Annotated in this window: 20 protein-coding genes and 1 pseudogene; 12 read left to right on the top strand and 9 right to left on the bottom strand. The window is 67.0% G+C overall.

The window, feature by feature from the left end; all coding sequences use genetic code 11:
• Nucleotides 1-125: 125 nt before the first annotated feature.
• The 6 genes from hpaE to E3O11_RS01260 all read right to left on the bottom strand — a co-directional run bounded on the left by hpaE (nt 126) and on the right by E3O11_RS01260 (nt 7,076).
• Entirely contained in the window at nt 126-1,619 is a 1,494-nt protein-coding gene (gene hpaE / locus E3O11_RS01285; protein ID WP_092448953.1) for a 5-carboxymethyl-2-hydroxymuconate semialdehyde dehydrogenase, read from the bottom strand.
• A complete protein-coding gene (dapA, locus tag E3O11_RS01280; protein ID WP_092448952.1) occupies nt 1,619-2,569 on the bottom strand; it encodes a 4-hydroxy-tetrahydrodipicolinate synthase in 951 nt (316 codons plus the stop codon). The genes hpaE and dapA overlap by 1 nt, the downstream gene beginning before the upstream one ends.
• The gene (locus tag E3O11_RS01275) at nt 2,566-3,255 is read right to left on the bottom strand and encodes a GntR family transcriptional regulator (protein ID WP_092448951.1); all 690 of its coding nucleotides are present in this window, start codon (nt 3,253-3,255) and stop codon (nt 2,566-2,568) included. The genes dapA and E3O11_RS01275 overlap by 4 nt, the downstream gene beginning before the upstream one ends.
• Nucleotides 3,237-4,697, bottom strand: a complete 1,461-nt coding sequence (locus E3O11_RS01270) for a fumarylacetoacetate hydrolase family protein (RefSeq protein ID WP_170851549.1) — start codon at nt 4,695-4,697, stop codon at nt 3,237-3,239. Before E3O11_RS01270 ends, E3O11_RS01275 begins: the two co-directional genes overlap by 19 nt.
• Before the next feature lie 151 nt (nt 4,698-4,848).
• A complete protein-coding gene (locus tag E3O11_RS01265; protein ID WP_092448950.1) occupies nt 4,849-6,195 on the bottom strand; it encodes an MFS transporter in 1,347 nt (448 codons plus the stop codon).
• 155 nt (nt 6,196-6,350) lie between these two features.
• Entirely contained in the window at nt 6,351-7,076 is a 726-nt protein-coding gene (locus tag E3O11_RS01260) for an IclR family transcriptional regulator (RefSeq protein ID WP_241994607.1), read from the bottom strand.
• A gap of 112 nt (nt 7,077-7,188) precedes the next feature.
• On the opposite strand from E3O11_RS01260, the gene E3O11_RS01255 reads away from it, so the two are divergent.
• The 10 genes and pseudogenes from E3O11_RS01255 (at nt 7,189) to E3O11_RS01210 (ending at nt 14,715) form a co-directional block, all read left to right on the top strand.
• Nucleotides 7,189-8,670 carry an NAD-dependent succinate-semialdehyde dehydrogenase gene (locus E3O11_RS01255; protein WP_092448949.1) on the top strand — a complete coding sequence of 494 codons (1,482 nt, stop codon included), beginning with the start codon at nt 7,189-7,191 and terminating at the stop codon, nt 8,668-8,670.
• A 255-nt stretch (nt 8,671-8,925) separates the two neighbouring features.
• Nucleotides 8,926-9,480, top strand: a complete 555-nt coding sequence (locus tag E3O11_RS01250) for an RNA polymerase sigma factor (protein ID WP_241994606.1) — start codon at nt 8,926-8,928, stop codon at nt 9,478-9,480.
• Nucleotides 9,481-9,843: 363 nt separating this feature from the next.
• Nucleotides 9,844-9,990, top strand: a complete 147-nt coding sequence (locus E3O11_RS17410; protein ID WP_166787450.1) for a hypothetical protein — start codon at nt 9,844-9,846, stop codon at nt 9,988-9,990.
• A gap of 18 nt (nt 9,991-10,008) precedes the next feature.
• A pseudogene (locus E3O11_RS18630) lies at nt 10,009-10,287 on the top strand (anti-sigma factor domain-containing protein); the annotation flags it as partial.
• A gap of 109 nt (nt 10,288-10,396) precedes the next feature.
• The gene (locus E3O11_RS01235; RefSeq protein ID WP_092448946.1) at nt 10,397-11,116 is read left to right on the top strand and encodes a DUF4397 domain-containing protein; all 720 of its coding nucleotides are present in this window, start codon (nt 10,397-10,399) and stop codon (nt 11,114-11,116) included.
• A 143-nt stretch (nt 11,117-11,259) separates the two neighbouring features.
• Nucleotides 11,260-12,066, top strand: a complete 807-nt coding sequence (locus E3O11_RS01230) for a TrmH family RNA methyltransferase (protein ID WP_092448945.1) — start codon at nt 11,260-11,262, stop codon at nt 12,064-12,066.
• Nucleotides 12,067-12,107: 41 nt separating this feature from the next.
• Nucleotides 12,108-13,292 (top strand): thiolase family protein, encoded by a 1,185-nt coding sequence (locus E3O11_RS01225; protein WP_092448944.1) that lies wholly within the window; start codon nt 12,108-12,110, stop codon nt 13,290-13,292.
• On the top strand, nt 13,292-14,074 hold the full coding sequence (locus E3O11_RS01220) for an SDR family NAD(P)-dependent oxidoreductase (RefSeq protein WP_092448943.1): 783 nt from the start codon (nt 13,292-13,294) through the stop codon (nt 14,072-14,074). The genes E3O11_RS01225 and E3O11_RS01220 overlap by 1 nt, the downstream gene beginning before the upstream one ends.
• Before the next feature lie 42 nt (nt 14,075-14,116).
• Nucleotides 14,117-14,422, top strand: a complete 306-nt coding sequence (locus E3O11_RS01215) for a hypothetical protein (RefSeq protein ID WP_092448942.1) — start codon at nt 14,117-14,119, stop codon at nt 14,420-14,422.
• The gene (locus E3O11_RS01210) at nt 14,422-14,715 is read left to right on the top strand and encodes a hypothetical protein (RefSeq protein ID WP_092448941.1); all 294 of its coding nucleotides are present in this window, start codon (nt 14,422-14,424) and stop codon (nt 14,713-14,715) included. Before E3O11_RS01215 ends, E3O11_RS01210 begins: the two co-directional genes overlap by 1 nt.
• Here E3O11_RS01210 and E3O11_RS01205 read toward each other — a convergent pair whose 3' ends face one another.
• From E3O11_RS01205 to E3O11_RS01195, 3 genes are read right to left on the bottom strand one after another with little or no spacing between them, the layout of a single operon-like run.
• A complete protein-coding gene (locus E3O11_RS01205) occupies nt 14,716-15,750 on the bottom strand; it encodes an agmatine deiminase family protein (protein WP_092448940.1) in 1,035 nt (344 codons plus the stop codon).
• The gene (locus E3O11_RS01200) at nt 15,747-16,718 is read right to left on the bottom strand and encodes a nitrilase-related carbon-nitrogen hydrolase (RefSeq protein ID WP_092448939.1); all 972 of its coding nucleotides are present in this window, start codon (nt 16,716-16,718) and stop codon (nt 15,747-15,749) included. Before E3O11_RS01200 ends, E3O11_RS01205 begins: the two co-directional genes overlap by 4 nt.
• Nucleotides 16,719-16,773: 55 nt before the next feature.
• Nucleotides 16,774-18,216 carry a helix-turn-helix domain-containing protein gene (locus E3O11_RS01195; protein ID WP_092448938.1) on the bottom strand — a complete coding sequence of 481 codons (1,443 nt, stop codon included), beginning with the start codon at nt 18,214-18,216 and terminating at the stop codon, nt 16,774-16,776.
• Nucleotides 18,217-18,405: 189 nt separating this feature from the next.
• On the opposite strand from E3O11_RS01195, the gene E3O11_RS01190 reads away from it, so the two are divergent.
• A complete protein-coding gene (locus tag E3O11_RS01190) occupies nt 18,406-20,256 on the top strand; it encodes a phosphoenolpyruvate carboxykinase (GTP) (protein ID WP_092448937.1) in 1,851 nt (616 codons plus the stop codon).
• A 213-nt stretch (nt 20,257-20,469) separates the two neighbouring features.
• Nucleotides 20,470-23,811, top strand: coding sequence for an alpha-mannosidase (locus E3O11_RS17405; RefSeq protein ID WP_166787449.1), 3,342 nt, complete (start codon nt 20,470-20,472; stop codon nt 23,809-23,811).
• Nucleotides 23,812-23,864: the final 53 nt, after the last annotated feature.

The raw sequence follows: 23,864 nt of genomic DNA, 5'->3' as shown, positions 1-23,864 counted from the left end.
CGAGGCCGCAAGAGTCGGTGGGCGGTGCGGCTGGGCCCACCTTATGAACCTGGGCTCAGTTTCTAAACGGGGCCCGGGGACGGGGCCCGGGGACGGGGCCCAGGCCCCGTCCCCAAAGGGGCGAGCTAGTGGGCTCCGAAGCGGGGGGTGTACACGGGGGCGAGGGTGATGTGCACGGCCTGGGAGTCGGTGTAGAAGTCGATCGACCGGTAGCCGCCCTCGTGGCCGAGGCCGGACGCCTTGACGCCACCGAACGGGGTGCGCAGGTCTCGCACGTTGTGCGAGTTCAGCCAGACCATGCCGGCATCGACGGACTGGGCGAAGTTGTGGGCGCGGGTCAGGTCGGTGGTCCAGATGTAGGCGGCCAGCCCGTACTTGACCCCGTTGGCCAACGCGAGCGCGTCGGCATCCGTTTCGAAGGGGGTGATGGCCACGACCGGGCCGAAGATCTCCTCCTGAAAGATGCGGGCGGTCGGGGCGACGTCGGCGAAGACGGTGGGAGAGACGTAGTTACCCTCCGGCAGGCCGGATGGGCGGCCGCCGCCGGCAAGCAGACGCCCCTCGGACTTGCCGATTTCGACGTAGCTCATGACCTTCGCGTAGTGCTCGGGGTGCACGAGGGCGCCGACCTCGGTCGCCGGGTCGTGCGGATCGCCGACCACGATGCTCGCGGCGCGGGCGGCGTAACGGGCGCAGAAGTCGTCGTAGATCGAGCGTTCGACCAGGATGCGGCTCGATGCCGTGCAGCGCTCGCCGTTGAGCGAGAACACACCGAACAGGGTCGAATCGATCGCGGCGTCGAGGTCGGCGTCGGCGAAGACCACGGCGGGTGACTTGCCGCCGAGCTCCATCGACATGCCCTTGAGGTTCGCGGCACAGTTGCGGTAGATCGTCTGGCCGGTCGTGGTCTCGCCGGTGAACGAGATGAGCGGCACATCCGGATGCTTGACCAGCGCATCGCCGGCCTCCTCACCGATACCGTTGACCAGGTTGAACACGCCGTCGGGCACCCCCGCGGCGGCGAAGATCTCCGCCCACAGGCTCGCCGACAACGGCGTGAATTCGGCCGGCTTCAACACGACGGTGCAGCCCGAGGCCAGCGCGGGAGCGAGCTTCCAGCTCTCGAGCATGAACGGGGTGTTCCATGGGGTGATCAGCCCGGCCACCCCGACCGGCTTGCGATTGACGTAGTTGATTTGCTTGCCGGGCACCTTGTAGGTGTCGTCCGCCTGCGCCACGATCAGGTCGGCGAAGAAGCGAAAATTCTCGGCCGCGCGCTGCGCCTGGCCGAGCGCCTGCGTGATCGGCAGTCCGGTGTCGAAGGTTTCGAGCTCGGCGAGCCGGGCGTCCTGGGCCTCGACGGCATCGGCGATGCGGTGCAGCACCCGGGCCCGGGCGCGGGGCAGCAGGCGCGGCCAGGGTCCGTGATCGAATGCTTCTTTCGCGGCGGCGACGGCCAGGTCGATGTCGGCCTGCTGGCCGGCGGCTGCGGTGGCGTAGGTCTGGTTCGACACCGGATCGAGCACATCGAAGGTCTCCCCACCGACACTGTCGACAAATTCTCCACCGATGAAATGACGGATGCTGGTGGGCAGGCCCGCGGGCACGTAATGAGTCATTATTTGGAGGCCCCGGTCAGGGTGAAGCCGGCGGTCGATGTCAGGTACTCGGAGCCGGCATCCATCAAAATGCGCATCTTGGTGAGGCCTCCGGGGGTCGGTTCGATCAGCGGCGGACGCACAAAGCCGCTCTCGATCAGGCCGCGCTGGGCCATGACCCACTTGCCCGGCGCCGGGTTGGTCTCCACGAATAGCAGGTCGACGAGCGGGTGCAGGCCATAGTGAATCTTGCGGGCGGTGGCGAAATCGCCTTGTTCCCAGGCCTCAAACATCTGCGCGACGGCGGCAGGCGCGATATTGCTCGTGGCGCTGACGAAGCCGGCGCCGCCGAGGGCCATGAGCGGCAGGCAGAGCAGTTCGAGGCCGCTCCAGACCAGCAGGTCCGGGCCGCAGAGGTGCAGCACGCGGGAGAAATGCTCGAAGTCCTTCGTGGTTTCCTTCACGCCGACAAAGTTATCGAAATCACGGTAGAGGCGGTACACGGTGTCGGGCGCGATGTCGACGGCGGTCCGGCTCGGCACGTTGTAGGCCACGATCGGCAGATCCGGGAACTCTTCACAGACGGTTTTGTACCAGACGTAGAGCGCCTCCTGGGTGGGGCGGGCGTAGTACGGCGTGATGATGAGCGCGGCGTCGATGCCGGCGTCGCGGCCGGCCGCGGTTAGCTCGAGGGTCTCGTCGAGCTTGGTGGAACCGGTTCCGGCCATGAAATGCACGCGCTCGTTGATGGCGGTCGCAACGGTGCGAATGGCGGCGGCGCGTTCGGCGATGGTCTGCGAGCTGGGCTCGCCGGTCGAGCCGCCGATCGAGATGCCGTGCGAGCCGGAGGCGATCTGCCAGTTGACCAGGTTGGTCAGGCCCGCATGGTCGACGGCGCCGCCTTCGGTAAACGGGGTCATCAGTGCGGCGATGGATCCGCGAATCTGGCTCGGGTTGCTGCGGAACTTCATGAAATGCCTTCCTTATTGCGAGATGAAAGAAACGCGTTCAGGGTGGCCAGCCGGTGGTCGCGGGCCGCGTGTTCGATTTCTGCAGCCGAGGCGTGCTGCTCAATCAGGTCGAGAATATGGTCGTGCTCCGCGACCGATTCGGCCGCGCGCCCCGGCACGAAGCCGAAGGTGGATTCGCGCAGCACCGACAACCGGTTCCAGCCGCGGTGAACGAGGTCGAGAATGTGCGGGTTGGGGCAGGTGCTGTACAGCTCGGAGTGAAAGTCACGGTTGAGCGACGTGAATCTGGTCGGGTCGAAGTGGCGCAGCGTGTCGCGCATCTGCGCGTTGATCTGCCGGGCGCGCGCTATCGCTGCCGGGCTCAGCGTCGGCGCCGAAAGCGCGGTGGCCGCGCCCTCGACCAGGCCGAGGGTCTGCATGGTGTGCTGGTACTCGGTGGGGTCGAGCATCGCCACCTGCGCCCCGACGTTGCGGGCGAAGGTCACCAGACCCTCGGCTTCGAGGCGGCGGATGGCTTCCCGCACGGGAACGGGACTCATCGATGTATCCCGGGCGATCTGGTCGAGGACCAGTCGAAAACCGGGGCCGAAGGTGCCATCGTTGATGCGGGTTTTCAGCCAGTCGTAGGCGAACTGGGCCTTGCCGATGGTCGGCGGGGCGGCATCCACTATCGACTGGCGAGCCATGCGCGGTACCTCTCCTTCCAGGCGGGGTTCATCGGGTAGAGGCCGTCGACGCTGAAGCCTTCGCCGACCATCTCGGCGATGAAGGTTTCTTCGCGTTCCTGCTCGATGCTGTCGGTGACGAGCTGATCGATGAGGTGCGGCGGAATGACGAGCAGCCCGTCGGCGTCGCCGACGATCACGTCGCCGGGCTGGACGGATGCCCCGCCACAGGCGATCGTGAGGCCTAAGTCCCACGGAACGTGGCGCCGGCCGAGCACCGCCGGGTGGCCGCCGTGGTGATAGGTGGGCATATCGAGGGCGCTGACCGCGGCGAGGTCGCGCACTCCGCCGTCGGTGACGATGCCGGCGGCGCCGCGCACCTGGGCGCGCAGTGCGAGGATATCGCCGACGGTGCCGGTGCCGGTTTCTCCGCGGGCTTCGATCACGAGCACGTCGTCGACGCCGAGGCTGTCGAAGGCGCGCTTCTGGGCGTTGTGGCCGCCGCCGGCAGCATCGAACAGGTCTTCGCGATTGGGAATGAAGCGCAGGGTGCGAGCCCGGCCAACCAGCCGGGCGTTCGGGCGGGTCGAGTGCAGGCCATCGATCGACACGTTGTTCAGGCCGCGTTTGCGCAGCTGGGCGCTCAGGGTGGCGGTGCCGACGCTGTTGATGCGGGCCTTCAGTTCATCGGTGAGCACGAACGCCGGTTCGAGGCCGGCCTCTTCGGCCGAGCCCCAGGCTTCGGCCCGTTGCAAGTCGTCCACCTTCGGGCCGGAGCCGAACGTGCCGAACTTCTGGGTGCCCTCGGCGACCCGGGTGATCAGGCGGCCTGTGGTCGGCGCGCCGGGCATGGTCGGGGCGTCAACCTCGACCTCGACAGTGTCGCCCGGCCCGACGACGGAGGCGCCGGCCGGTGTTCCGGTGAGAATGACATCGCCGCGCTCGAGCGTCATCAGCTGGGAGAGGTCGGCGACGAGGCGACCGAAGTTAAAGAGCAGGTCAGCACTGGTATCGCTCTGCACGAGCTCGGAGTTGACCCAGGTGCGGATGCGCAGGTTGGCCGGGTCGACGGTCTCGGCGGCAAGGACTCGCGGGCCGAGCGGGGTGAAGCCGTCTCCGCCCTTGGACTTGAGGTTGGAGCCCTTGTCGGCGTAACGGAGGTCGTAGACGCCGAAGTCGTTCGCGGCAGTGACCCCGGCGACGCCGGCCCAACCCTCCTCGACACTGACGCCGCGCAGCCGGCGACCGATGACCAGCGCGATTTCGCCTTCGAAGGCGAGCAGTTCGCATCCGCTTGGACGAACGATGGTGTCGCCGCTGGCCGCGACGCTGGTCGAGGGCTTGAGAAAGTAGGACGGCTGCTCGGGGGTGCGCCCGCGCTGGGCGGCCCGGGACGGGTAATTGATGTGCACGGCGATCACTTTGCCGGGCCGGCCCAGTTCGGGCAGGGATTCGGGAGTCATAAGCGTCCAATCGCGTCGTTGCAGGTGGTTATATATGAAACCATATACGATTCGAGAGCGGATGTCGAGGGTTCGTTTTGCCTGAGATGGGCAGAGAAAAACCGTGCCGCCCGGGTCGAAACTCGGGCGGCACGGTCTGAAACTGAACTGCCTACTCGTGGGTGCTGATGCCCAGCGGAATTCCGCGGGTCTCCTTCACGAGGGTGACCGCGACGAAGGAAATCGCGGCGAGGCCCATGAGGTAGATGCCGATTGAGGTGGTGGATCCGGTCTCATCGAGCAGCAGCTGGGCGATGAGCGGGGCGAAGGCGCCACCGAGAATAGCGCCGAGGGCGTAGCCGATGGACACGCCCGAGTAGCGCACCTGGGCCGGGAACATCTCGGCGTAGAGCGCGGCCTGCGGGCCGTAGGAGAAGCCGAGCCCGGCCGCCAGCACGATGAGGGCCGTCGAGAACCAGACGATGTCGCCGGTGTCGATCAGCAGGAACATCGGAATGGCCCAGAGGAACAGGAAGGCGTAGCCGAGCTGGAATGTGCGCACGCGACCGATTTTGTCGGAGAGGATGCCCCCCATCATCGTCGATGCCAGCCAGAAGAACGCGGCGACGGTGCTCGCGATGAGCACCGGGGTGCGCTCCATGCCGAGTCCGCCAGCTTCAGCGGGCTTGGTGGCGTAGGAGTTGAAGAACGCGATAAGCATGTAGCCGGCCGCGTTGTTGGCGATGAAGATGAGTGCGGTGAGGATGACCTGGCGCGAGTGGTTCTTGAACAGTAGCTTGAGCGGTGCCGCAGATTCCTTCTTGCGCGTCTGCATCTCCTTGAAGACGGGGCTCTCGGCGACCGCGCGGCGGATGACCCAGCCGACGACGATGAGCAGCACGGAGACGAGGAACGGGATTCGCCAGCCCCAGGCGAGGAAGTCCTCCGGGCTCATTGAGGTGGTCACGGCGATCATGACTCCGGTGGCGAGAATGAGGCCGACCGGAACGCCGATCTGCGGGTAGGCACCGAAGAAGCCGCGCTTTTTGATCGGTGCGTGCTCGACGCTCATCAGTGCCGCACCGCCCCATTCGCCGCCGGCAGAGAAGCCCTGAAGGATGCGCAGCACGATCAACAGGATCGGTGCCCAGACGCCGATCTGGTCAAAGGTGGGCAGCAGACCTATGAGCGCTGTGGCGGCGCCCATCATGACGAGCGTGAAGACCAGCATCGCCTTGCGGCCCAGGCGGTCCCCGAGGTGTCCGGCGACGATAGCGCCGAGCGGGCGAAACAGAAAGCTGATGCCGAGCGAGGCCCAGGCGATCAGCTGGGCCAGCGGAGCGTTCTCGCCGGCGAGCGGGGCGAAGAACAGGCCGGCAAGCACGAGTCCGGCGGCCTGGGCGTAGATGAAGAAGTCGTACCACTCGATGGTGGTACCCACCATGGTGCCGGCGAGAACCCGCCGTTCCTCACTGCGTTTGGCGCTGGCCGTTGGCGTGCGCTCGGTCGTAATAGCCATGGAATACTCCCTCGTATCTCACTGCGGTGCTGGGCGGGTGGTGCTGCAAAGTCTGTGGATCGTGCGGAGAAAACCGGCACTGCGGCAGTATGGCAGGATTTTTTACGATTACCTACCTTTTGGTCAGTATTGTTGTTTTTCCGGTCGCGGGGTGACTAGCTGAGCTCTGCGACGATCGTGCGGGCGGCCGCGGTGAGCACAGCACCGATGTCGGTGGGGGAGTGCAGGCTCGAGATGTACACGACGGCGAGGGAGGCGGGTGATTCCCCGGGCACGAGCAACGGAACGGCAATCGACGACAGGCCCGGAATGACCTCGTTGTGGCTCGAGGCGTAGCCGAGAGCAACGACCTCCCCGGCCTCGCTGCGGCGGGTTTCCGGGTGGCCAAGCGCGGCCCATTGCGCCGCGCTCAGGCCTGACTGGATCGCGATTCCCGGTGCACCCATGTGCAGCGGATGCCGCGTGCCAGGCTGCTGTGCGACCGTCGCGTGGGCCTGCCGCGGCTCGATACTCACGAGCGTGAAGATCTCGCCCTGGTCGAGTACCGCGACGAAGGCGGTCATGCCGAGCTCGTTGGCGATGCGGGTGAGCACAGGCCGGGTAGTGGCCTGCAGATCGCGGGACACCCCGCGCGCCAGGGCAGCCAGTCGCGCGCCGAGCCGTACCAGTCCCGCCGGGTCGCGAACAACGAGACCGTGATCTTCCAGGGTGCGCAGAATGCGATAGGCGATCGAGCGGTGCACGTCGAGGGCGGCGGCGAGTTCGACGATCGTCATGGGTTTGTCGGTGTCGGCGAGAATCTCCAGCATGCGGATGCCGCGCGACAGGGTTTGCGAGTGGGCGGGTGCAGCCTTGGGGTCCGCGAATTCTGGAATCGACACGCTGGTATTCTCGCACTCGGCCAGGTCCTCTCGGTTAGCCAGCCGCCCTGTCGGCGGGCGCAGCTAGGCTAATACCGTCAGATCGACGGGCAGGCAAAGTAGGGGAGAACCAATGACGGTTGTTACAGACACGAACACGAACGAAGCCGAGCTGCTCGCTCGCGTGCCGAACCAGCTCTACATCAACGGCAAGTGGGTTGCCGCCACCGGCGGCCGCACCCTCGATGTCACAGACCCGGCCACCGGCCGCGTCATCAAGACCATCGCCGATGCGAGCGTGGCCGACGGTACCGCTGCCCTCGATGCGGCCGACGCTGCCCAGGCCGACTGGGCGGCGACCCCGGCTCGCGTGCGGGGCGAAATTCTGCGCCGCGCATTCGATCTGCTGCAGGAACGCAAGCAGGAGTTTGCCCTGTTGATGACCATCGAAATGGGCAAGCCGCTGCCCGAGGCGCTCGGCGAAGTCGCCTACGGCGGCGAGTTCCTGCGTTGGTTCAGCGAAGAAGCCGTGCGCATCAGCGGCCGCTACGGTGCCAACCCCGAGGGCACCGGTCGCATGATCGTCACCCAGCAGCCGGTCGGACCCTGCTTTCTGATCACCCCGTGGAACTTTCCGCTCGCCATGGCGACCCGCAAGATCGCCCCGGCGCTCGCCGCGGGCTGCACCGTCGTCGTCAAGCCGGCCGCGCTCACCCCGCTGACCACCCTGCACTTCGTGGCCCTGCTCGAAGAGGCCGGCCTGCCCGCCGGCGTCGTCAACGTCATCACGACGTCGCAGTCCGGCGCGGTCTCCGAGCCGATCATCGCCGACCGACGCCTCCGCAAACTCAGCTTCACCGGGTCGACCGCGGTCGGCAAGTCGCTCATCAAGCTCTCCGCCGAGAACGTGCTGCGCACCTCGATGGAACTTGGTGGTAACGCCCCGTTCGTCGTGTTCGCCGACGCCGACCTCGACAAGGCTGTCGACGGCGCGCTCATCGCCAAGTTCCGCAACATCGGGCAGGCCTGCACCGCCGCCAACCGCTTCATTGTGCACGAGTCCATCGCCGCAGAATTCGCCCGCCGGGTCACCGAGCGGGTCGAAGCGTTCCAGATCGGCCGCGGCACAGAGGCTGGCATCACCATCGGCCCGCTGATCGACGGCAAAGCCGTCGCCAAGGCTGACTCGCTCGTACAAGATGCGCTCACCCGCGGCGCGACCCTGCTCACCGGCGGCGCCGCAATCGAGCGCGAGGGCACCTTCTACGCACCCACCGTGCTCACCGACGTCAAGGCCGGCAGCGACATTCTGCGCGACGAAATCTTCGGCCCGGTGCTCGCGATCAGTACCTTCACCGACGAAGCGGATGCCGTGCGCCTCGCCAACGACACCGAGTTCGGCCTGATCAGCTACGTGTTCACGACCGATCTGGCCCGTGGCCAGCGCATGATCGACAAGCTGCAGACCGGCATGATGGGCCTGAATACCGGCGTTGTCTCCAACGCGGCCGCACCGTTCGGCGGCGTCAAGCAGTCCGGCCTCGGTCGCGAGGGCGGGCTCGAGGGCATTCACGAGTATCTGTCGACGAAGTACACACTCACGCCGACGCCCTAAAGCGGCAAATTGCCGCAGGGCGCATCCGTTTCGCCCTCGAGGAGAGAAATAGATAAGTAAGTGGTTTCCCGCCCAGGGGAGGGCCGCAGCACGCGACGTCGGGTTTGCTGCTGTGGCCCCTTCTGCTGGCAGGGGGAACTGCAACCGAGTCGAAGGAAACTCACTATGCTGGTGCGCGCGGAGGTTGTCACTCTCACAGTGCGATCACCGTGCCCCTGCCCGGTATGTGTTTCGGCCCGAAGGACCCACCCTCACGTGAGCGCACCTACCGACGATGACGCGTCCCTCGACCGCGCCTTTCAGGACGGTGATGAGCGCGCCCTGGCCGCGGCGTATGACCGCTGGTCACCGTTGGTATTTACGATCGCCGTGCGCTCGCTCGCCAATGCGTCCGACGCCGAAGACGTCACCCAGAAGGTTTTCATTGCCGCCTGGCGGGGGCGCGGTGGGTTCGACCCGGCCCGTTCCCGGCTGCTGGCGTGGCTGATCGGCATTACGAGGCACGTGATTGCCGACACCCACGAGGCACGCAGTCGCCAGCGGCGGCTCGAAGACTCACTCGCCGCGACCATCCCGGCACACCGCGTCGATGACAGTTTGAGTGTCGTCAACCGGGTGCTGGTCGGCGACGAAATCGACCGACTCGAACCCGTGCCCCGACAGGTGATGCGCCTCGCCTTCTTCGACGATCTCACCCAGGTGCAGATCGCCGATAGCCTGGGGCTGGGGCTCGGCACGGTCAAGAGCCACATGCGGCGCAGCCTGACCCGCCTCCGCACCCGGTTGGAGGTGTCCGATGACTCCTCTTGATGGCACCCACATCGCCGCGGACGACCTGCACCTGCTCGCGCTGGCCGAGGTCGACGCGAGCGCGGCGGAACGGGCCCACCTCGCCGCCTGCGCCGAGTGCCCTGGGGAATACCTCGCCCTGTGGCAGGTCGTGCAACTCGGTCGTTCCGTCGGGTTCGATTCGCGGCTCACCCCGCCTGCGGGCGTCTGGGCAGGCATCCAGGCCGAACTCGGGCTGAGCAACGCGGTGCACACACCACCCCCCCCTTCACGAAAACCTCTGACGCGACGGATGCTGCGGCCCCGCCCCAGGCACCTGCTTCGCCGGTCGCCGACCCGGCGGCGGCCGAACCGACGGCCGAGTCGTCGGTCGAACCAGCACCCGTGCGTCTGCTGTCCCTCCGCCGCTGGGTCCCGTTCGCGGCAGCCGCCGGCATGATCGGCGGCATCGCCATCGGCGTGGCGAGCACCGCCGGCCCGCCACCCGAGCAAGTCGTGGCCGAAGGCGCCCTCGACGCCCTGCCGGGATGAACCGCGAGCGGGTCGGTCCGGGTCGAGCAAGCCGCCGACGGCCGCCGCGCGGTCGTCGTCGACCTCGACGCGCCGAATCCGCCGGGCACCGGCCTGCGCGAGGTCTGGCTGCTCAAAGCGGATGCGTCCGGCCTGGTCAGCATCGGATTCCTCGACGGTTCCTTCGGTCGTTTCACTATCCCCGCGAGCGTCGACCTCGCCCAATACCCACTGGTGGACGTGTCCGCCGAACCCGCCGACGGCGACCCGGCACACTCCGGCGACTCAATCGTGCGCGGCGAATTACACCCGCTCTGAGTCGTTTCTCTAAATAAGTCGCCGTGGTGCATCCGAAACGCGCCCGACCGGAGAAGTTGTTACCAGGGAGGCACAGCCGCCTTCCGTAACGACCAACCTGGAGGTAGCAATGCGCAAGTCCATCGCCGTCGGAATTTCCGCCGGCCTTCTCGTCGCACTCGCCGGGCTCGCGCCGGCGCAGGCGGCCGTTACCGCGGCATCCGCTTCACCGGGTATGGCATCCGTGTCGGTGCTGCACGCCATTCCCGGACTGACCCTCGACATCTCGGTCGACGGTCGCGTCGTCGTCGCCGATTTCATGCCTGGAACCCTGCTCGGCCCGCTGAAGCTCACGGCCGGCACCCACACCGTCGGAATCTCCGCGGCAGATTCCCTCGAAGTCGGCGGCAGCGCCAACGGCTCGCCACTTCCGTCGATCGCCGTGAGCGGCTCGACGACAGTCACGGTCACGGCCAATCGCAGTTTCACGGCGGTTGCCCACCTCACGGATGCCGGCCTTCCCGCCGCCACCCTGTGCAACGATGACACCAAGCCGCTGGCCGCCGGACAGGGCCGCCTCACCGTGCGCCACGTTGCGGCCGCTCCGGCCGTTGACGTTCTCGCCAACGGCGCCGTTGCCGTCGCCGGCCTGACCAATCCGTCGCAGGCCGTGCTCGATCTGCCGGTCGGCACGATCAGCGCCGTCGTGGCCGCCGCCGGAACGACCGCGCCGCTGCTCGGCCCGGCGGAAGTCACGATCGCCCCGCGCACCAACACCATCGTCTACGCCTGGGGCAGCCTCGCTGACGGCACGCTCGCCCTGGCTGTGCAGACGGTGTCCACGAAGTAGCTTCGTCCGGCATAACTCCTGCAATCTGAGCGTCGACCCGGCGCGGGCCCCGGATTTCCGGGGCCCGCGCGGCCGGGTCCGTGAAATTGCAGGAGTTATGCCGCTCGAGCCGGGTGCACCGCGCCGCTGGCTAGACTTTGCGGATGCCCCTGATCGCGATCAACGACCTGAGCGACCCGCGACTGGTCGACTATGCCCACCTCACCGACGTGGCCCTCAAGAAGGTCCGCGGCACCAAACACGGGTTGTACATCGCCGAATCAGCCCTGGTTTTGGAGCGGGCCCTGCGCGCCGGGCACATTCCACGATCCGTGCTCGCGCTCGGCAACACAGCCGATGAGGCGCTCGCGGTGCTCGGCGATTACGCGGCCGAGGTGCCCGTCTTTGTCGGCCCCGGCGAAATGCTCGCCGACCTCACCGGCTACATTCTGCACCGCGGCTTGATCGCCTCGATGCACCGACCCGAACTGCCGAGCGCCGACAGCCTGCTGGCCGATGCGCGTCGCATCGTCATCCTCGAAAACGTGGCCGACCCGACCAACGTCGGCGCCATCTTTCGCTCGGCCGGCGCCATCGGAGCGGATGCCATTCTGGTCACGCCGCGCTGTTCCGACCCGTTCTACCGTCGCGCCATCCGGGTCTCGATGGGCACGGTGCTGCAGGTGCCGTGGACCCGGGCCGGCGACTGGACCGAGACCCGCGCCCTACTCACCCGGCACGGCTTTCATGTGGCGGCCCTCGCGCTGACGCCGGATGCAGTCAGCCTGCGCGATTTTGACGGTACCGCACACGAACGTCTGGCCCTGTTGCTCGGCGCCGAGGGCGAGGGACTCACCCCCAAGGCGCTCGCCGCATCGGACACCGTCGTGCAGATTCCGATGAAGCACGGCATCGACTCCCTCAACGTCGCCGCCGCGAGTGCCGTCGCGATGTGGGCGCTGTCCGGGTAACCCCTTCTGCCACCCGAGCCCGTCGGGCCTAGGCTGGGGGCATGAGCAATGAAGCTGTCATCATCGACGTTCTGCGCACCCCGTCGGGCCGGGGCAAACCCGGTGGAGCCCTGGACGGCATCCATCCGGCCGACCTCCTGGCCACGGTGCTGCGTGAGTTGGTCAGCCGCAACAACCTCGACCCGGCACTGATCGATGACGTGATCGGCGGCTGTGTCAGCCAGGCCGGCGAGCAAGGCAATAACGTGACCCGCACCGCCCTGTTGAGTGCCGGCTTTCCGCACACCGTGCCCGGTACGACGATCGATCGGCAGTGCGGCTCGAGCCAGCAGGCCGCCACTTTCGCCGCCCAGGCCGTGATGAGCGGCAACGCCGACGTGGTCATCGCCTGCGGCGTCGAGTCGATGAGTCGGGTACCCCTCGGGTCTACGGCCGGCGGGCAGGACCCGTTCGGCACGCTCATGCACGAGCGTTACCCCGACGGCCTGGTCAACCAGGGGGTGTCGGCCGAGCTCATCAATCAGAAGTGGAACCTGGGCCGCGACGCCCTCGACAACTACGCGGCCCGCTCGCACCGGCTCGCCGCAGCGGCGGCTGACCGGGGTGATTTCGTCGGCGAAATCGTGGCCGTCACCCGGCCGGACGGCAGCGTGATCAGCGAGGACGAGACCATCCGCCCGGGCACCTCGCATGCTTCACTCGCCGGACTGCGCCCCGCCTTTCGTACCGACACGCTCGCGGAACGCTTTCCGAAGCTCGGCTGGCACGTCACGGCCGGTAACTCCTCACCGCTCACCGATGGCGCCTCGGCGACCCTGATCATGAGCGCCAAGAGGGCCGCGCAGCTCGGTCTGAACCCCCGCGCCCGGTTTCACAGCTTCACCGTGATGGGAAGCGACCCTATGCTCATGCTGACCGGCGTGATTCCGGCGACCCAGCGCATCCTCTGGCGGGCCGGCCTCGGCATCGACGATATCGACGCCTACGAGATCAACGAGGCCTTCGCGAGCGTGCCGCTGGCCTGGCTGCGCGAACTTCACGCCGACCCCGATTGCCTCAACCCGCGCGGCGGCGCCATCGCCCTCGGCCACGCGCTCGGTTCCTCGGGCACGCGCCTGCTCGGCACGCTGCTCAATCACCTCGAAATGACCGGCGGTCGCTGGGGCCTGCAGGCCATGTGCGAGGGCGGCGGCATGGCCAACGCCACCTTGATTGAGAGGCTCTGATGCAGATTGACGGATGCTCCGCCCTCATTACCGGAGGCGCCTCCGGCCTCGGCCTGGCCTGCGTTCGCACCCTGCACGAAGCCGGCGCATCCGTCGTATTGCTGGATCTCCCCGGCGCTCCCGGCGACGCAATTGCCGCCGAGCTCGGCGACCGGGCCCGCTTCGTGGCGGGCGACGTGACGAGCGCCGGCGACGTGCAGGCCGCCGTCGACGCGGCGGTGGCCCAAGCGCCGCTTCGCATCGTGATCAATTGCGCCGGCATCGCGCCCGGCGCCCGCACGGTCGGCCGCGACGGCCCGCTGCCGCTTGAAGATTTTGAGCGGGCGATTCGCATCAACCTGATCGGAACCTTCAACGTCGTGCGGCTGGCTGCCGCCGCGATGCAGCTCACCGAACCCGTCGGAGACCCGGGCCGCCAGGGCGGCGCCGAACGCGGCGTCATCGTCAACACCGCCTCGGTCGCTGCTTTCGACGGGCAAATCGGGCAGGCCGCCTATGCCGCGTCCAAGGGCGGCGTCGCCGCGATGACGCTTCCGCTCGCCCGCGAATTCGCGCAGAGCCTGATTCGAGTGATGTCGATTGCGCCCGGCATCTTCGACACGCCCATGCTGCAGGGGCTGCCGCAGCCGGTGCGGGATTCTCTCGGAGCCCAGGTGCCGCATCCGTCCCGGCTCGGTGACCCTCAGGAGTTCGCATTCCTGGTTCGGCATATCATCGAAAATCCCATGCTCAACGGAGAAACTATCCGACTTGACGGGGCGATTCGGATGCAGCCGAAGTAGAGCTGTAGGTTCGAAGGAACGACTCTTTAGGGGAACCCTCGTATGGCAGTGATATTCGGCACGATCCTCGTTCTGGCCGGGTTCGCCTGTGCCGTCTACGGAGTACTGCTCGTGGCCTGGGCGAACCCAACGACGCCGCTGCCCATGTTCACCAGCGCACCGAGCCGGCCACGGGCATCCGTTTTGTTGAATGTCGGAGCCGTCGCGCTGGTGATCTGGGGCGCGAACCTCATGACGCCGGAGATCGGTGCCTGGGCTTTCGTGCTGCTCACCATTGCCGTGCTGGGACCGTTCATCGTGATTCGCGCCTGGCACAATGGGCGGGTCGCCCGAGGGTCACAGCGCTGATGGAGCTTCTGCTGGGCACCGTTCTCGTCGCCATCTCGACCGCCCTCGGTCTGGCAGGAGCTGCGAGAATATCGGGGCAGAATCGAGGCTCGGGAAACTATGTGAATCCCACGGTTCGCCAGAAGCTGCCCATGCTGGGCTGGAGAATTCTCCACGTCGGCCTACTGGTTTTCGGCGTCCAGCTACTGCACAACGAGCTGGGCACTGTGGCCTATCTCATGTTCGGAATCGTCGTCGTTCTGCCGTTGATCTTCGCCCTGTGGCGCAACAGGCGCCGACCGGTCGAAGCCTGATCAGGCTGGCAGCGGCGTAGACGGCTGCTGCTGCGTAATGCAGTGGATGCCGCCGCCCCGCGCAAACAGCGGCCGCGCGTCGACCGACATCAAGCGGCGCCCGGGATAGGCGGCCGCGAGCACGTCGCGGGCCAGGGAATCGGACCGCTCCTCGCCGAAGCTGCAGGCGATGACGCCGCCGTTGACGACGAGATGATTGACGTAGTTGTAGTCCACGAACCCCTCGTCGTCGCGCAGCACAGCGGGCGCCGGCAGGTCGATGATTGTGAACGATCGCCCGGCCGCGTCGTGCGCGCCGGCCAGCAGACCGCGAAATTCGCGGGTGAGCGGGTAGTCGGGGTGACCCGGATCGTTCTGGGCGTGCAGCAAAATCGTGCCCGGCGATGGCAGCGCGGCGACCATATCGATGTGCCCACGGGTGCCGAATCGCTCGTGGTCGCGGGTGAGGCCGCGTGGCAGCCAGACGACGTGCTCCGCGCCGATCGTGCGGCGAAGCTCCTCCTCGACCGAGGCGCGCGTGGCGCCGGGGTTGCGACCCGAATCGAGTTGCACGCTCTCCGTCGCCAGCACGGTTCCTGCGCCGTCGACGTGGATTCCGCCGCCCTCGTTCACGAGCGCGGACGACACGACTGCCGCACCGGCGGCATTTGCTACGAATCGGCTGATCTTCGAATCGTGGTCCCAGGTGGCCCAGTCCTGGCCGCCCCAGCCGTTGAAGGTCCAGTCGACGGCGCCGAGCCGGCCGGTGTCGTCGTGCACGAAACTCGGGCCGATGTCGCGCATCCAGCTGTCGTTCAGCGGAGCCTCGAGCACCTCGATCTCGGCCGACAGATAGCGCCGGGCTACGGCGCGCTCGGCGGGGTCGACGACCATGCGCACGGGTTCGAATTCGGCCACGGCGTGGGCGACGGCGGCCCAGGTGCGGTGGGCTTCGTGGGCTTCAGTCGCAGTGTAGCCGAGGGTGTAGCCGCCCACCGGAAACGCCATCCACACACGGTCCTGCGGCGCGGTTTCGGCCGGCATGCACCAGGTCATGCGATCGCCGATCCAAACGGATGCGCCGGGTCGACCGGCGCGACCAGCCCGGCATAACTGTCCGGGCGTCGAGTCATCAGGAAGGGAAACAGGGCGAGCCACTCCTCGCGCTGGGTCAGGTCCAGGTCGGCCACGAGCGCCACCGACTCGCCGCGAGGCGCCTGCACGAGCACCCGTCCGAACGGGTCGGAGATGAACGACGAGCCGTAAAAGGTGAGGTCGCCCTCGTCGCCGTGCCGGTTCGGCACGACCACGAACAGTCCGCTCGTGATGCCGTTGGCCACGATGACCTGCTGCCAGATCGGCTGGGTGTCGAAGTTCGGAAACAGCGGTTCAGATCCGATCGCGGTCGGGTAGGCGAGAATTTCGGCGCCGCCGAGCCCGTACAGCCGGGAGACCTCGGGAAACCACTCGTCCCAGCAGGTGGGTAGCCCCAGGCGCGCACCGGCCACGTGGTAGACCGGGTACGCGTCCTCGGCCCTCCCCGGCCGAAAGTAGGTGTCCTCGTAATACCCGGCCGTGACCGGGATGTGCATTTTGCGCGTGCGACCGAGGAGTTCGCCGGCCGGCGACACCAGAATGGCCGTGTTGTAACCGCGTGGGTCGTTCGGTTCGTCGGCTTCAGCCGGCTGCTCGAACAGCGAGGCGTGCAGGATGACGCTGTGCAGCCGTGCCTGTTCGGCCGCGAAAGCGAAGGTGGGGCCGCCCAGGAGCTGCTCGGCATCCGCTTTGGGAATGCCGGTGGCTCGTACATTGCCGGGGTATTTGCTAAGGGTCAGTTCCGGCAGAAACACGATGCGGGCGCCAGCCTCAGCCGCCAAACGGATGCCCTCGGCCAGCTCCGCCTCGAGCGTCGCGTCGTCCGCGTGCCAGCGATGCTGCACGAGACCGACGCGCAGGGGAGTCCGGTCGGGCTCGCGCACCCGGGTGGGCGAGGCGGGGCTAATCGGGGCCTCGATCAGTCTCATGCGGTCTCCTGGGTATTATTGGCGATCAAACCTGATCCCAATCTATATAACCCGGCTACTTTGCCGCGTGCGCCTCCAAAAACGCATAGACCTCGGAGTCGTCGACCCCGGGAAACGTGCCGGACGGCAGCGGCGACAGCACGTGTGCGTGCAGCCGGGCGCTCGGCCAGGCCCGGCCGGCCCAGCGCGCGGCCGCATCCGAGTTCGGCCGACGACAGCACGACTCATCGGGACAGCGCGACACCGTACGCTGCGTGGTCTCCCGCCCGCGAAACCACTTCGCCTGCGCAAACGGCACGCCGACGCTGATCGAAAACTCACCGGCATCCGTTGACCCGGTCTGCGTCGCCGACCAAAACGTACCGGCCGGGGTGTCGGTGTACTGGTAGTACTCGGTGGTGCGGTTGGTGTGGGTGAAGGCGCTGCGGGCGCTCCACTGCTTGCAGACGTACTGGCCCTCGATCGACCCGGTCACGTCCACCGGAAACGGCAGATCGTCGTTCTCGTACCCCTTCTGCAGAGCGCCGTCGCCGTTGACGCGCAGAAAGTGCAGGGTCATATCGAGGTGCGAGGTGGCGAGGTTGGTCAGTCGCAACGCTGCAGCCTCATGGGTCACGCCGAAGGTGTCGCGAAAGTCCTCCACCGACAGCTCGCGCTCCTGCTTGGCATTCGACAGAAAGGCGACGGATGCCTCGCGCGGCATCAAACAGGCCGCCGCGAAGTAGTTGATCTCGAGCCGCTGCCAGAGGAACTCCGCGTAGCTGCCGGGCCGTTCGTGCCCGAGCAGCCGGTGCCCCATCGCCTGCAGGGCCATCGACCGCAGGCCGTGCCCGCCGGGAATCGACGCGGGCGGCAGGTAGATGCGCCCATTGGCCAGGTCTGTCACCGAGCGGGTGGAGTTGGGCAGATCGTTCACGTAGATCAGGCTGAATCCGAGCTGATCGGCCATGACGCTGACCTCGCGGTGGGTGAGTGCGCCTGAGACGTGGCCGCTCGCGCGCACCCGTTCCTCGACCAGTTCCTCGATGGCCGGCAAATAGTTGCCCTGTTCCCGCATCCGCTCGCGCAGTTCGGTGTTGGCTCGCCGCGCCTCTTCCGGCGTCGCGATGGCTTCGCTGGCCCGGCGGGACAGCTCCCGGTGCAGGCCGAGCAGCGATTCGATGGCGGGCAGCGGCATCCCCTTAGTGACTTTTACGACGGGCAGGCCGAGCGCCCCGTAGAGCGGATTTTTCTGGGCACGGTCCAGTTCGATCTCGAGCGCCGCCCGATTGTTTGGAGCTTCGCGGCGCAGCAGCTCGGCCAGGTCTACAGCGAGGGCCGTCGCGAGATCCTGCAGGGTCGACAGCTTCGGCTCGCGGCGGCCGTTCTCGATCAGCGACAGCTGACTGCCGGCGAGGTGAACGAGCGCACCCAGTTGGTCGAGGGTGAGACCGCGCTCCCCCCGAAAGTGACGGATGCGATGGCCGAGCAGGATCAGATCGGAGGCTTGAGGCGACATTCCTTAACGATATCTAAAGAACTGCATTTCTTAAGTAGCAATATTGCAGGTTTGGGGCTCAAAGCAGGGCCATTGTTGGTGTGTAAGACGAAATTATGGTTTTGCAGAGCGTCTGACAGCAACGGGGCCCGACGTTTTTGACCACTTCGCAACTTTTTCTCGATACCCGGCGACCGGAAAGGCCAGCATATGACTCTCACCAAATCTTCCCTCCAGACCAACGGGGATTCGTACCCGACGCGCACGGGCAGCACCGACCCCAACCTGCAGGCCTGGGTTGATGAGATTGCCCGCCTGACCGAGCCCGACGCGATCGTCTGGTGCGACGGCTCCAAGCGCGAGGCCAACGAGCTCTCCAAACTGCTCGTCGCCTCCGGCCAGCTCATCCGCCTAAACCCGGAATGGCGCCCCAACAGCTTTCTCGCCCGCACCAACCCGAAAGACGTTGCCCGCGTCGAAAACCGCACCTTCATCTGCTCCAACGATGAAGCGGATGCCGGCCCCACCAATAACTGGGCCGCACCGGTCAAGATGCGCGCCGAACTGCGTGGTGTCTTCGCCGGCAGCATGCGCGGTCGGACAATGTACATCGTGCCGTTCTCGATGGGCCCGCTCGGCGGACCCATCTCGCAGCTGGGCGTTGAGATCACCGATTCCCCCTATGTCGTGCTCAACATGGGCATTATGACGCGGATGGGCGAGACCGTGCTGACTATGATCGAAGCCGGCGACCCGTGGGTGCACACCGTGCACAGCGTCGGGTACCCGCTCGTCGACGCATCGGGAATCACCCGTCCCGATGTGGAATGGCCCTGCAACGATGACAAGTACATCGTGCAGTTCCCCGATACCCGCGAGGTCTGGTCCTACGGCTCCGGCTACGGCGGAAACGCCCTGCTCTCCAAGAAGTCCTTTGCGCTGCGCATCGCGTCGGTGATGGGCCGCGATCAGGGCTGGCTGGCCGAGCACATGCTGATCATCAAGCTGATCTCACCCGAGGGTGGCGTGTTCCACGTGGCCGCTGCCTTCCCCTCCGCCTGTGGCAAGACGAACCTGTCGATGCTGCGCCCGACCATTCCCGGATGGAAGGTCGAGACCATCGGCGACGACATCGCGTGGCTGCGCCAGGGCGAAGACGGACGCCTCTGGGCGATCAATCCGGAAGCCGGCTTCTTCGGAGTCGCCCCCGGAACCGGTGAAACCACCAACCCGACCGCCGTCTCCACCATGTGGGGCAACACGATCTTCACCAACGTCGCCCTGCGTGACGACGGAGATGTCTGGTGGGAAGGGCTCACCGACAAGGCTCCCGATCACCTGATCGACTGGCAGGGTAAGGACTGGACGCCCGACTCCGGTCGAACCGCCGCCCACCCGAACTCGCGCTTCACCGTTGCGGCCGCCCAGTGCCCGTCGATCGCCGACGACTGGGAAGCGGCCGGCGGCGTGCCGATCGACGCCATCGTCTTCGGCGGCCGTCGGGCGACCAACGTTCCGCTGGTCGCCCAGGCCCGCAGTTGGAAGCACGGCGTCTTCATGGGAGCGACGATCTCCTCCGAGAAGACCGCGGCCGCTGACGGCATCGTCGGCGAGCTGCGTCGGGACCCGTTCGCGATGCTGCCGTTCTGCGGCTACAACATGGCCGACTACTGGGGCCACTGGCTCAAGGTCGGCAAGGAACTCGGCACCAACGCCCCGGCGATCTTCCAGGTGAACTGGTTCCGCAAGGGCCCGGACGGCGACTTCATCTGGCCCGGATTCGGCGAGAACTCGCGGGTTCTCGAATGGATGATTCGTCGCATCGAGGGCAGCGCCGACGCCGTCGACACCCCGATCGGACTGCTGCCGGCCGAAGGTGCGCTGAACCTGGACGGTCTCGACCTGTCCAAGGAATCCGTTGACCAGCTGTTTGCGATCGACCAGACCAGCTGGCTCGCCGAGTGCGACCTGACCGAGGAATACTTCGACAAGTTCGGCGACAAGGTTCCGCCGGCACTGCGCGCCGAACTCGCAAGCGTGCGCTACCACCTCAAGGACTAGTTCCTGCAGTGCGAACGACCCCGTCACGCAGGTGGCGGGGCCGTTCGTGTTCCTCCCGTGCGTGCATTACTTTCCGGGCCCGGAAAGCGGGCCCATGATCTATCGTGGGCCGGGTGTCACAAGGTGGGCCCAGGGCCTCATAGACCGGCATCGCGCAGGAACCCGCCGGGAACCGGCCGAACGGCCCGCGCGCGGCGGTCGTAGGATGCCAGCATGCATGACGACAGCGCACTGGTCGAGGCCCGGCTGAACCGTTTTGTTCGCGAACGGTTGCAGCCAGCGATCTACCGGGCCACCGCGCCGCTCACGGTCACCGCCTGGGTCGCGCCGGGGGAGCCGGTCTCGTTTGCCGAGGCGGTCTCGCATCCGTTTGAACCATTCGTCGTCGGCGAGTCGTGGGGAAGGCCGTGGGGCACTGTCTGGTTTCATCTCACCGGAGTGGTACCGTCCAAATGGGCCGGCCTGGCCGATACCCGCATCGAGGTCGTCGTCGACCTCGGGTTCACCGTCGCTGTGCCGGGCTTCCAGGCCGAGGGCACCGCCTATAGCTCGAATGGCCGGGTCCTCAAGGGCGTGGAATCGTTAAATCGCACCGTGACGGTGGTCGGCGACACCATTGACCTCTATATCGAGGCCGCCGCCAACCCTAATATCGCCGCCGACTTCAGCTTCACTCCCACCCTGCTCGGCGATCTTGGCACCGCCGGCAGCACACCGCTCTACCTGCTTCGCCAAGCGGATGTCGCCCAGCGCGACACGCAGGTCTGGCAGCTCGCCCAGGACGTGTTCACACTCGACGGACTGCGCCGCGAGCTTTCGGCCGCATCGCCGCGGCGGGCGAACATTCTACGCGCCCTGGAACGCTGCCTCGATCTGCTCGACCCCAACGATGTGGGCGGCACCGCGGAAGCCGGACGCGCCGCCCTGGCTCCGGTGCTCGCCAGCCCAGCCAACGCCAGCGCGCACCGGGTGCACGCGGTTGGCCACGCGCACATCGACAGCGCGTGGCTCTGGCCGGTACGTGAGACCGTGCGCAAGGTCGCACGCACCTGGTCCAACGTGCTCGACCTGATCGACCGGCACCCCGACTTTGTGTTCGCGGCCTCGTCGGCGCAGCAGTATGCCTGGCTCCAGCAGTTCTACCCGGAGCTGTTCGAACGCGTGCGTAAAGCCGTCGCGGCCGGCAACTTCGTTCCGGTCGGAGGGATGTGGGTTGAATCCGACACGAATATGCCCGGCGGCGAGGCCCTGGCCCGGCAATTCGTGGCCGGCAAGGGGTTCTTTCTGCGCGAGTTCGGGGTGGAACCGCTCGAAGTCTGGCTGCCCGACTCGTTCGGCTACTCCGCGGCACTTCCTCAAATCGTGTGTGCCGCCGGCAGTCGCTGGTTTCTCACCCAGAAGCTGTCCTGGAACGACACGAATCTGTTTCCGCACCACAGCTTTCTCTGGGAGGGGCTCGACGGCAGCCGCGTCTTCACGCACTTTCCACCGGTTGCCGACTACAACGCGCAGCTCTCCGGTCTGGAACTGGCCAGGGCCGAGCGGTTGTTCGCGGAGAAGGGCGTGGCCAATACCTCGCTCGTGCCGTTCGGTTGGGGCGACGGTGGCGGCGGTCCGACCGAGGAGATGATCGCCGCTGCCCACCGTACCGCGTCGCTTGAGGGATCGCCGACGGTCGAACTGTCCAGCCCGCGGCGGTTCTTTGAAGCGGCGGAGGCCGAGTATGCGGCGCCGCCGGTGTGGTCGGGCGAGTTGTATCTGGAGTTTCACCGCGGCACGCTCACCTCCCAGGCTCGCACCAAGCAGGGGAATCGGCGCTGCGAGCACCTGCTGCGGGAGGCGGAACTGTGGGCGACGACGGCCGCCGTGCGCGTGGGGGCGCAGTATCCGCGGGCGGCACTCGAGAACGCGTGGCAGACGGTGTTGCTGCAACAATTTCACGACATCCTTCCGGGGTCATCGATCGCTTGGGTGCACGCGCAGGCCGAGCGCGAGTATGTGCGGGTCGCTGGCGTGCTCGATGGGGTGATTGTGGCATCCGTTCGTGCGCTCGTCGGGCCGGGCGATGGCGCGGTCGTGCTCAATGCGGGGCCCTATGCGCGGGCGGGCGTGCCGGCGCTCGGCGGCAGCGCGAGCGCCGATACTCAGGGTGTCGATGCTCTCGCCGCCGGTGCTGCGGGTGACGAGGCGACGAGCGCGGAGGGTACGGGCCGGGATGCTGGGGAGACTGCTCCCGTGCGCGCTTCCGCGACTGCGGTGGGGGACGCTGCCGCCGCGCACGCCGGGGCCATAATCTCACGCACTCCGGCCGGCTGGGTCCTGACGAACGAGCACGTCTCCGTCACGATCGACGACGACGGACTGTTCACCTCGGTTTACGATCGGCACGTTGACCGCCAGGTCGTGCCGGCCGGAGCGCGAGCCAACCTGCTCACCCTGCACCGGGACACCCCCACTCAGTGGGATGCCTGGGACATCGACACCCCGCACGCGCGCCTGTTCGAGGCACTCACCGATGCCGACTCGGTTGAGCAGTTCGACCAGCGTCCGGTCGGCCAGGTCGGCGTGCGCGTCACACGACGATTTGGCGAGTCTTCGGTCGTCGAAGATGTGACTCTCGCGTCGGATTCAAGCGCGATCGACCTGCACGTCAAAATCGACTGGCATGAGCGGCAGAAGCTGCTGCGACTGAACTTTCCGCTCGACGTCAAGGCTGACCGGGCCTCCTCCGAGATCCAGTTCGGGCACATATTCCGCCCGACGCATGCGAACACCTCCTGGGATGCTGCCCGTTTCGAAACCGTCGCCCACCGCTGGGTCCACGTCGGCGAACCGGGTTTCGGCGTCGCGGTTGCCAACGACTCCACCTATGGCCACGCGATCATCCGCACCGCGTTTGCTCCAGGCGAAACGGATGCTCCACGGCGTGACCCCGGCACCGGGCAGGACGCGAACGCAGCTGGGTATTCCAGCCCCGGCGAGGATGCCAGCGTCAGCCAGGGTTCCAGCCGTGACGGAGAAGTCCGCGTCGGCAGCACCGCCAGCCCCGACCGGGTGACGGATACGGCCCCGCCCGCAGCGGCGGCCCGCATCGGCACTACCGTTGCACTGACTCTGCTACGGGCCGCCGTCTATCCCGACCCGACCGCCGATCAGGGCGAGCACGAATTCCGCGTCGCCCTCCGCGTCGGCGCGAGTATTCCCGACGCGGTATATGAGGGCTACCGGCTGAACCTACCGCTGCGCACCGTCGCGGGCATCGGCTCTACGCCGATCGAGCCGCTCTTCACGGTCGACAACCCTGCCGTGGTCATCGAGGCGGTCAAGCTCGCCGAAGACGGCAGTGGCGACGTGATCGTGCGGATCTACGAGGCGCACGGGACCCGGTCCCGGGCCCGGGTCATCCGCTCATTCGCCGCAGCCGAAGCACACGAGACGGACCTGCTCGAGCGCCCAGTCGCACCGGCCGCCATCATTGCGACGGATGACGCCGTCCTGACCCTGGAATTGCGCCCCTTCCAGCTCGTGACGCTGCGCTACCCTTCCATCCATTGAACGCGAGAGCGCAAAAAGTGCCCGATTGAGAGTTCCAATCGGGCACTTTTTGC

The sequence above is a fragment of the Cryobacterium levicorallinum genome, from assembly GCF_004402405.1.
Lineage (GTDB): Bacteria > Actinomycetota > Actinomycetes > Actinomycetales > Microbacteriaceae > Cryobacterium > Cryobacterium levicorallinum.
Note: the sequence above shows the minus strand (reverse complement) of the source record. Positions and strands in the feature narration are given on the sequence as shown.

What these genes read in the sequence shown, in the direction of transcription:
- E3O11_RS17405 (WP_166787449.1), top strand. Translation starts at nt 20,470, where the DNA reads ATGCATGACGACAGCGCACTGGTCGAGGCCCGGCTGAACCGTTTTGTT.
- hpaE (WP_092448953.1), bottom strand. Translation starts at nt 1,619, where the DNA reads ATGACTCATTACGTGCCCGCGGGCCTGCCCACCAGCATCCGTCATTTC.
- E3O11_RS01205 (WP_092448940.1), bottom strand. Translation starts at nt 15,750, where the DNA reads ATGACCTGGTGCATGCCGGCCGAAACCGCGCCGCAGGACCGTGTGTGG.
- E3O11_RS01235 (WP_092448946.1), top strand. Translation starts at nt 10,397, where the DNA reads ATGCGCAAGTCCATCGCCGTCGGAATTTCCGCCGGCCTTCTCGTCGCA.
- E3O11_RS01215 (WP_092448942.1), top strand. Translation starts at nt 14,117, where the DNA reads ATGGCAGTGATATTCGGCACGATCCTCGTTCTGGCCGGGTTCGCCTGT.
- E3O11_RS01265 (WP_092448950.1), bottom strand. Translation starts at nt 6,195, where the DNA reads ATGGCTATTACGACCGAGCGCACGCCAACGGCCAGCGCCAAACGCAGT.
- E3O11_RS01275 (WP_092448951.1), bottom strand. Translation starts at nt 3,255, where the DNA reads ATGGCTCGCCAGTCGATAGTGGATGCCGCCCCGCCGACCATCGGCAAG.
- E3O11_RS01210 (WP_092448941.1), top strand. Translation starts at nt 14,422, where the DNA reads ATGGAGCTTCTGCTGGGCACCGTTCTCGTCGCCATCTCGACCGCCCTC.
- E3O11_RS01230 (WP_092448945.1), top strand. Translation starts at nt 11,260, where the DNA reads ATGCCCCTGATCGCGATCAACGACCTGAGCGACCCGCGACTGGTCGAC.
- E3O11_RS01195 (WP_092448938.1), bottom strand. Translation starts at nt 18,216, where the DNA reads ATGTCGCCTCAAGCCTCCGATCTGATCCTGCTCGGCCATCGCATCCGT.
- E3O11_RS01255 (WP_092448949.1), top strand. Translation starts at nt 7,189, where the DNA reads ATGACGGTTGTTACAGACACGAACACGAACGAAGCCGAGCTGCTCGCT.
- E3O11_RS01200 (WP_092448939.1), bottom strand. Translation starts at nt 16,718, where the DNA reads ATGAGACTGATCGAGGCCCCGATTAGCCCCGCCTCGCCCACCCGGGTG.
- E3O11_RS01270 (WP_170851549.1), bottom strand. Translation starts at nt 4,697, where the DNA reads ATGACTCCCGAATCCCTGCCCGAACTGGGCCGGCCCGGCAAAGTGATC.
- dapA (WP_092448952.1), bottom strand. Translation starts at nt 2,569, where the DNA reads ATGAAGTTCCGCAGCAACCCGAGCCAGATTCGCGGATCCATCGCCGCA.
- E3O11_RS01190 (WP_092448937.1), top strand. Translation starts at nt 18,406, where the DNA reads ATGACTCTCACCAAATCTTCCCTCCAGACCAACGGGGATTCGTACCCG.
- E3O11_RS01225 (WP_092448944.1), top strand. Translation starts at nt 12,108, where the DNA reads ATGAGCAATGAAGCTGTCATCATCGACGTTCTGCGCACCCCGTCGGGC.
- E3O11_RS01220 (WP_092448943.1), top strand. Translation starts at nt 13,292, where the DNA reads ATGCAGATTGACGGATGCTCCGCCCTCATTACCGGAGGCGCCTCCGGC.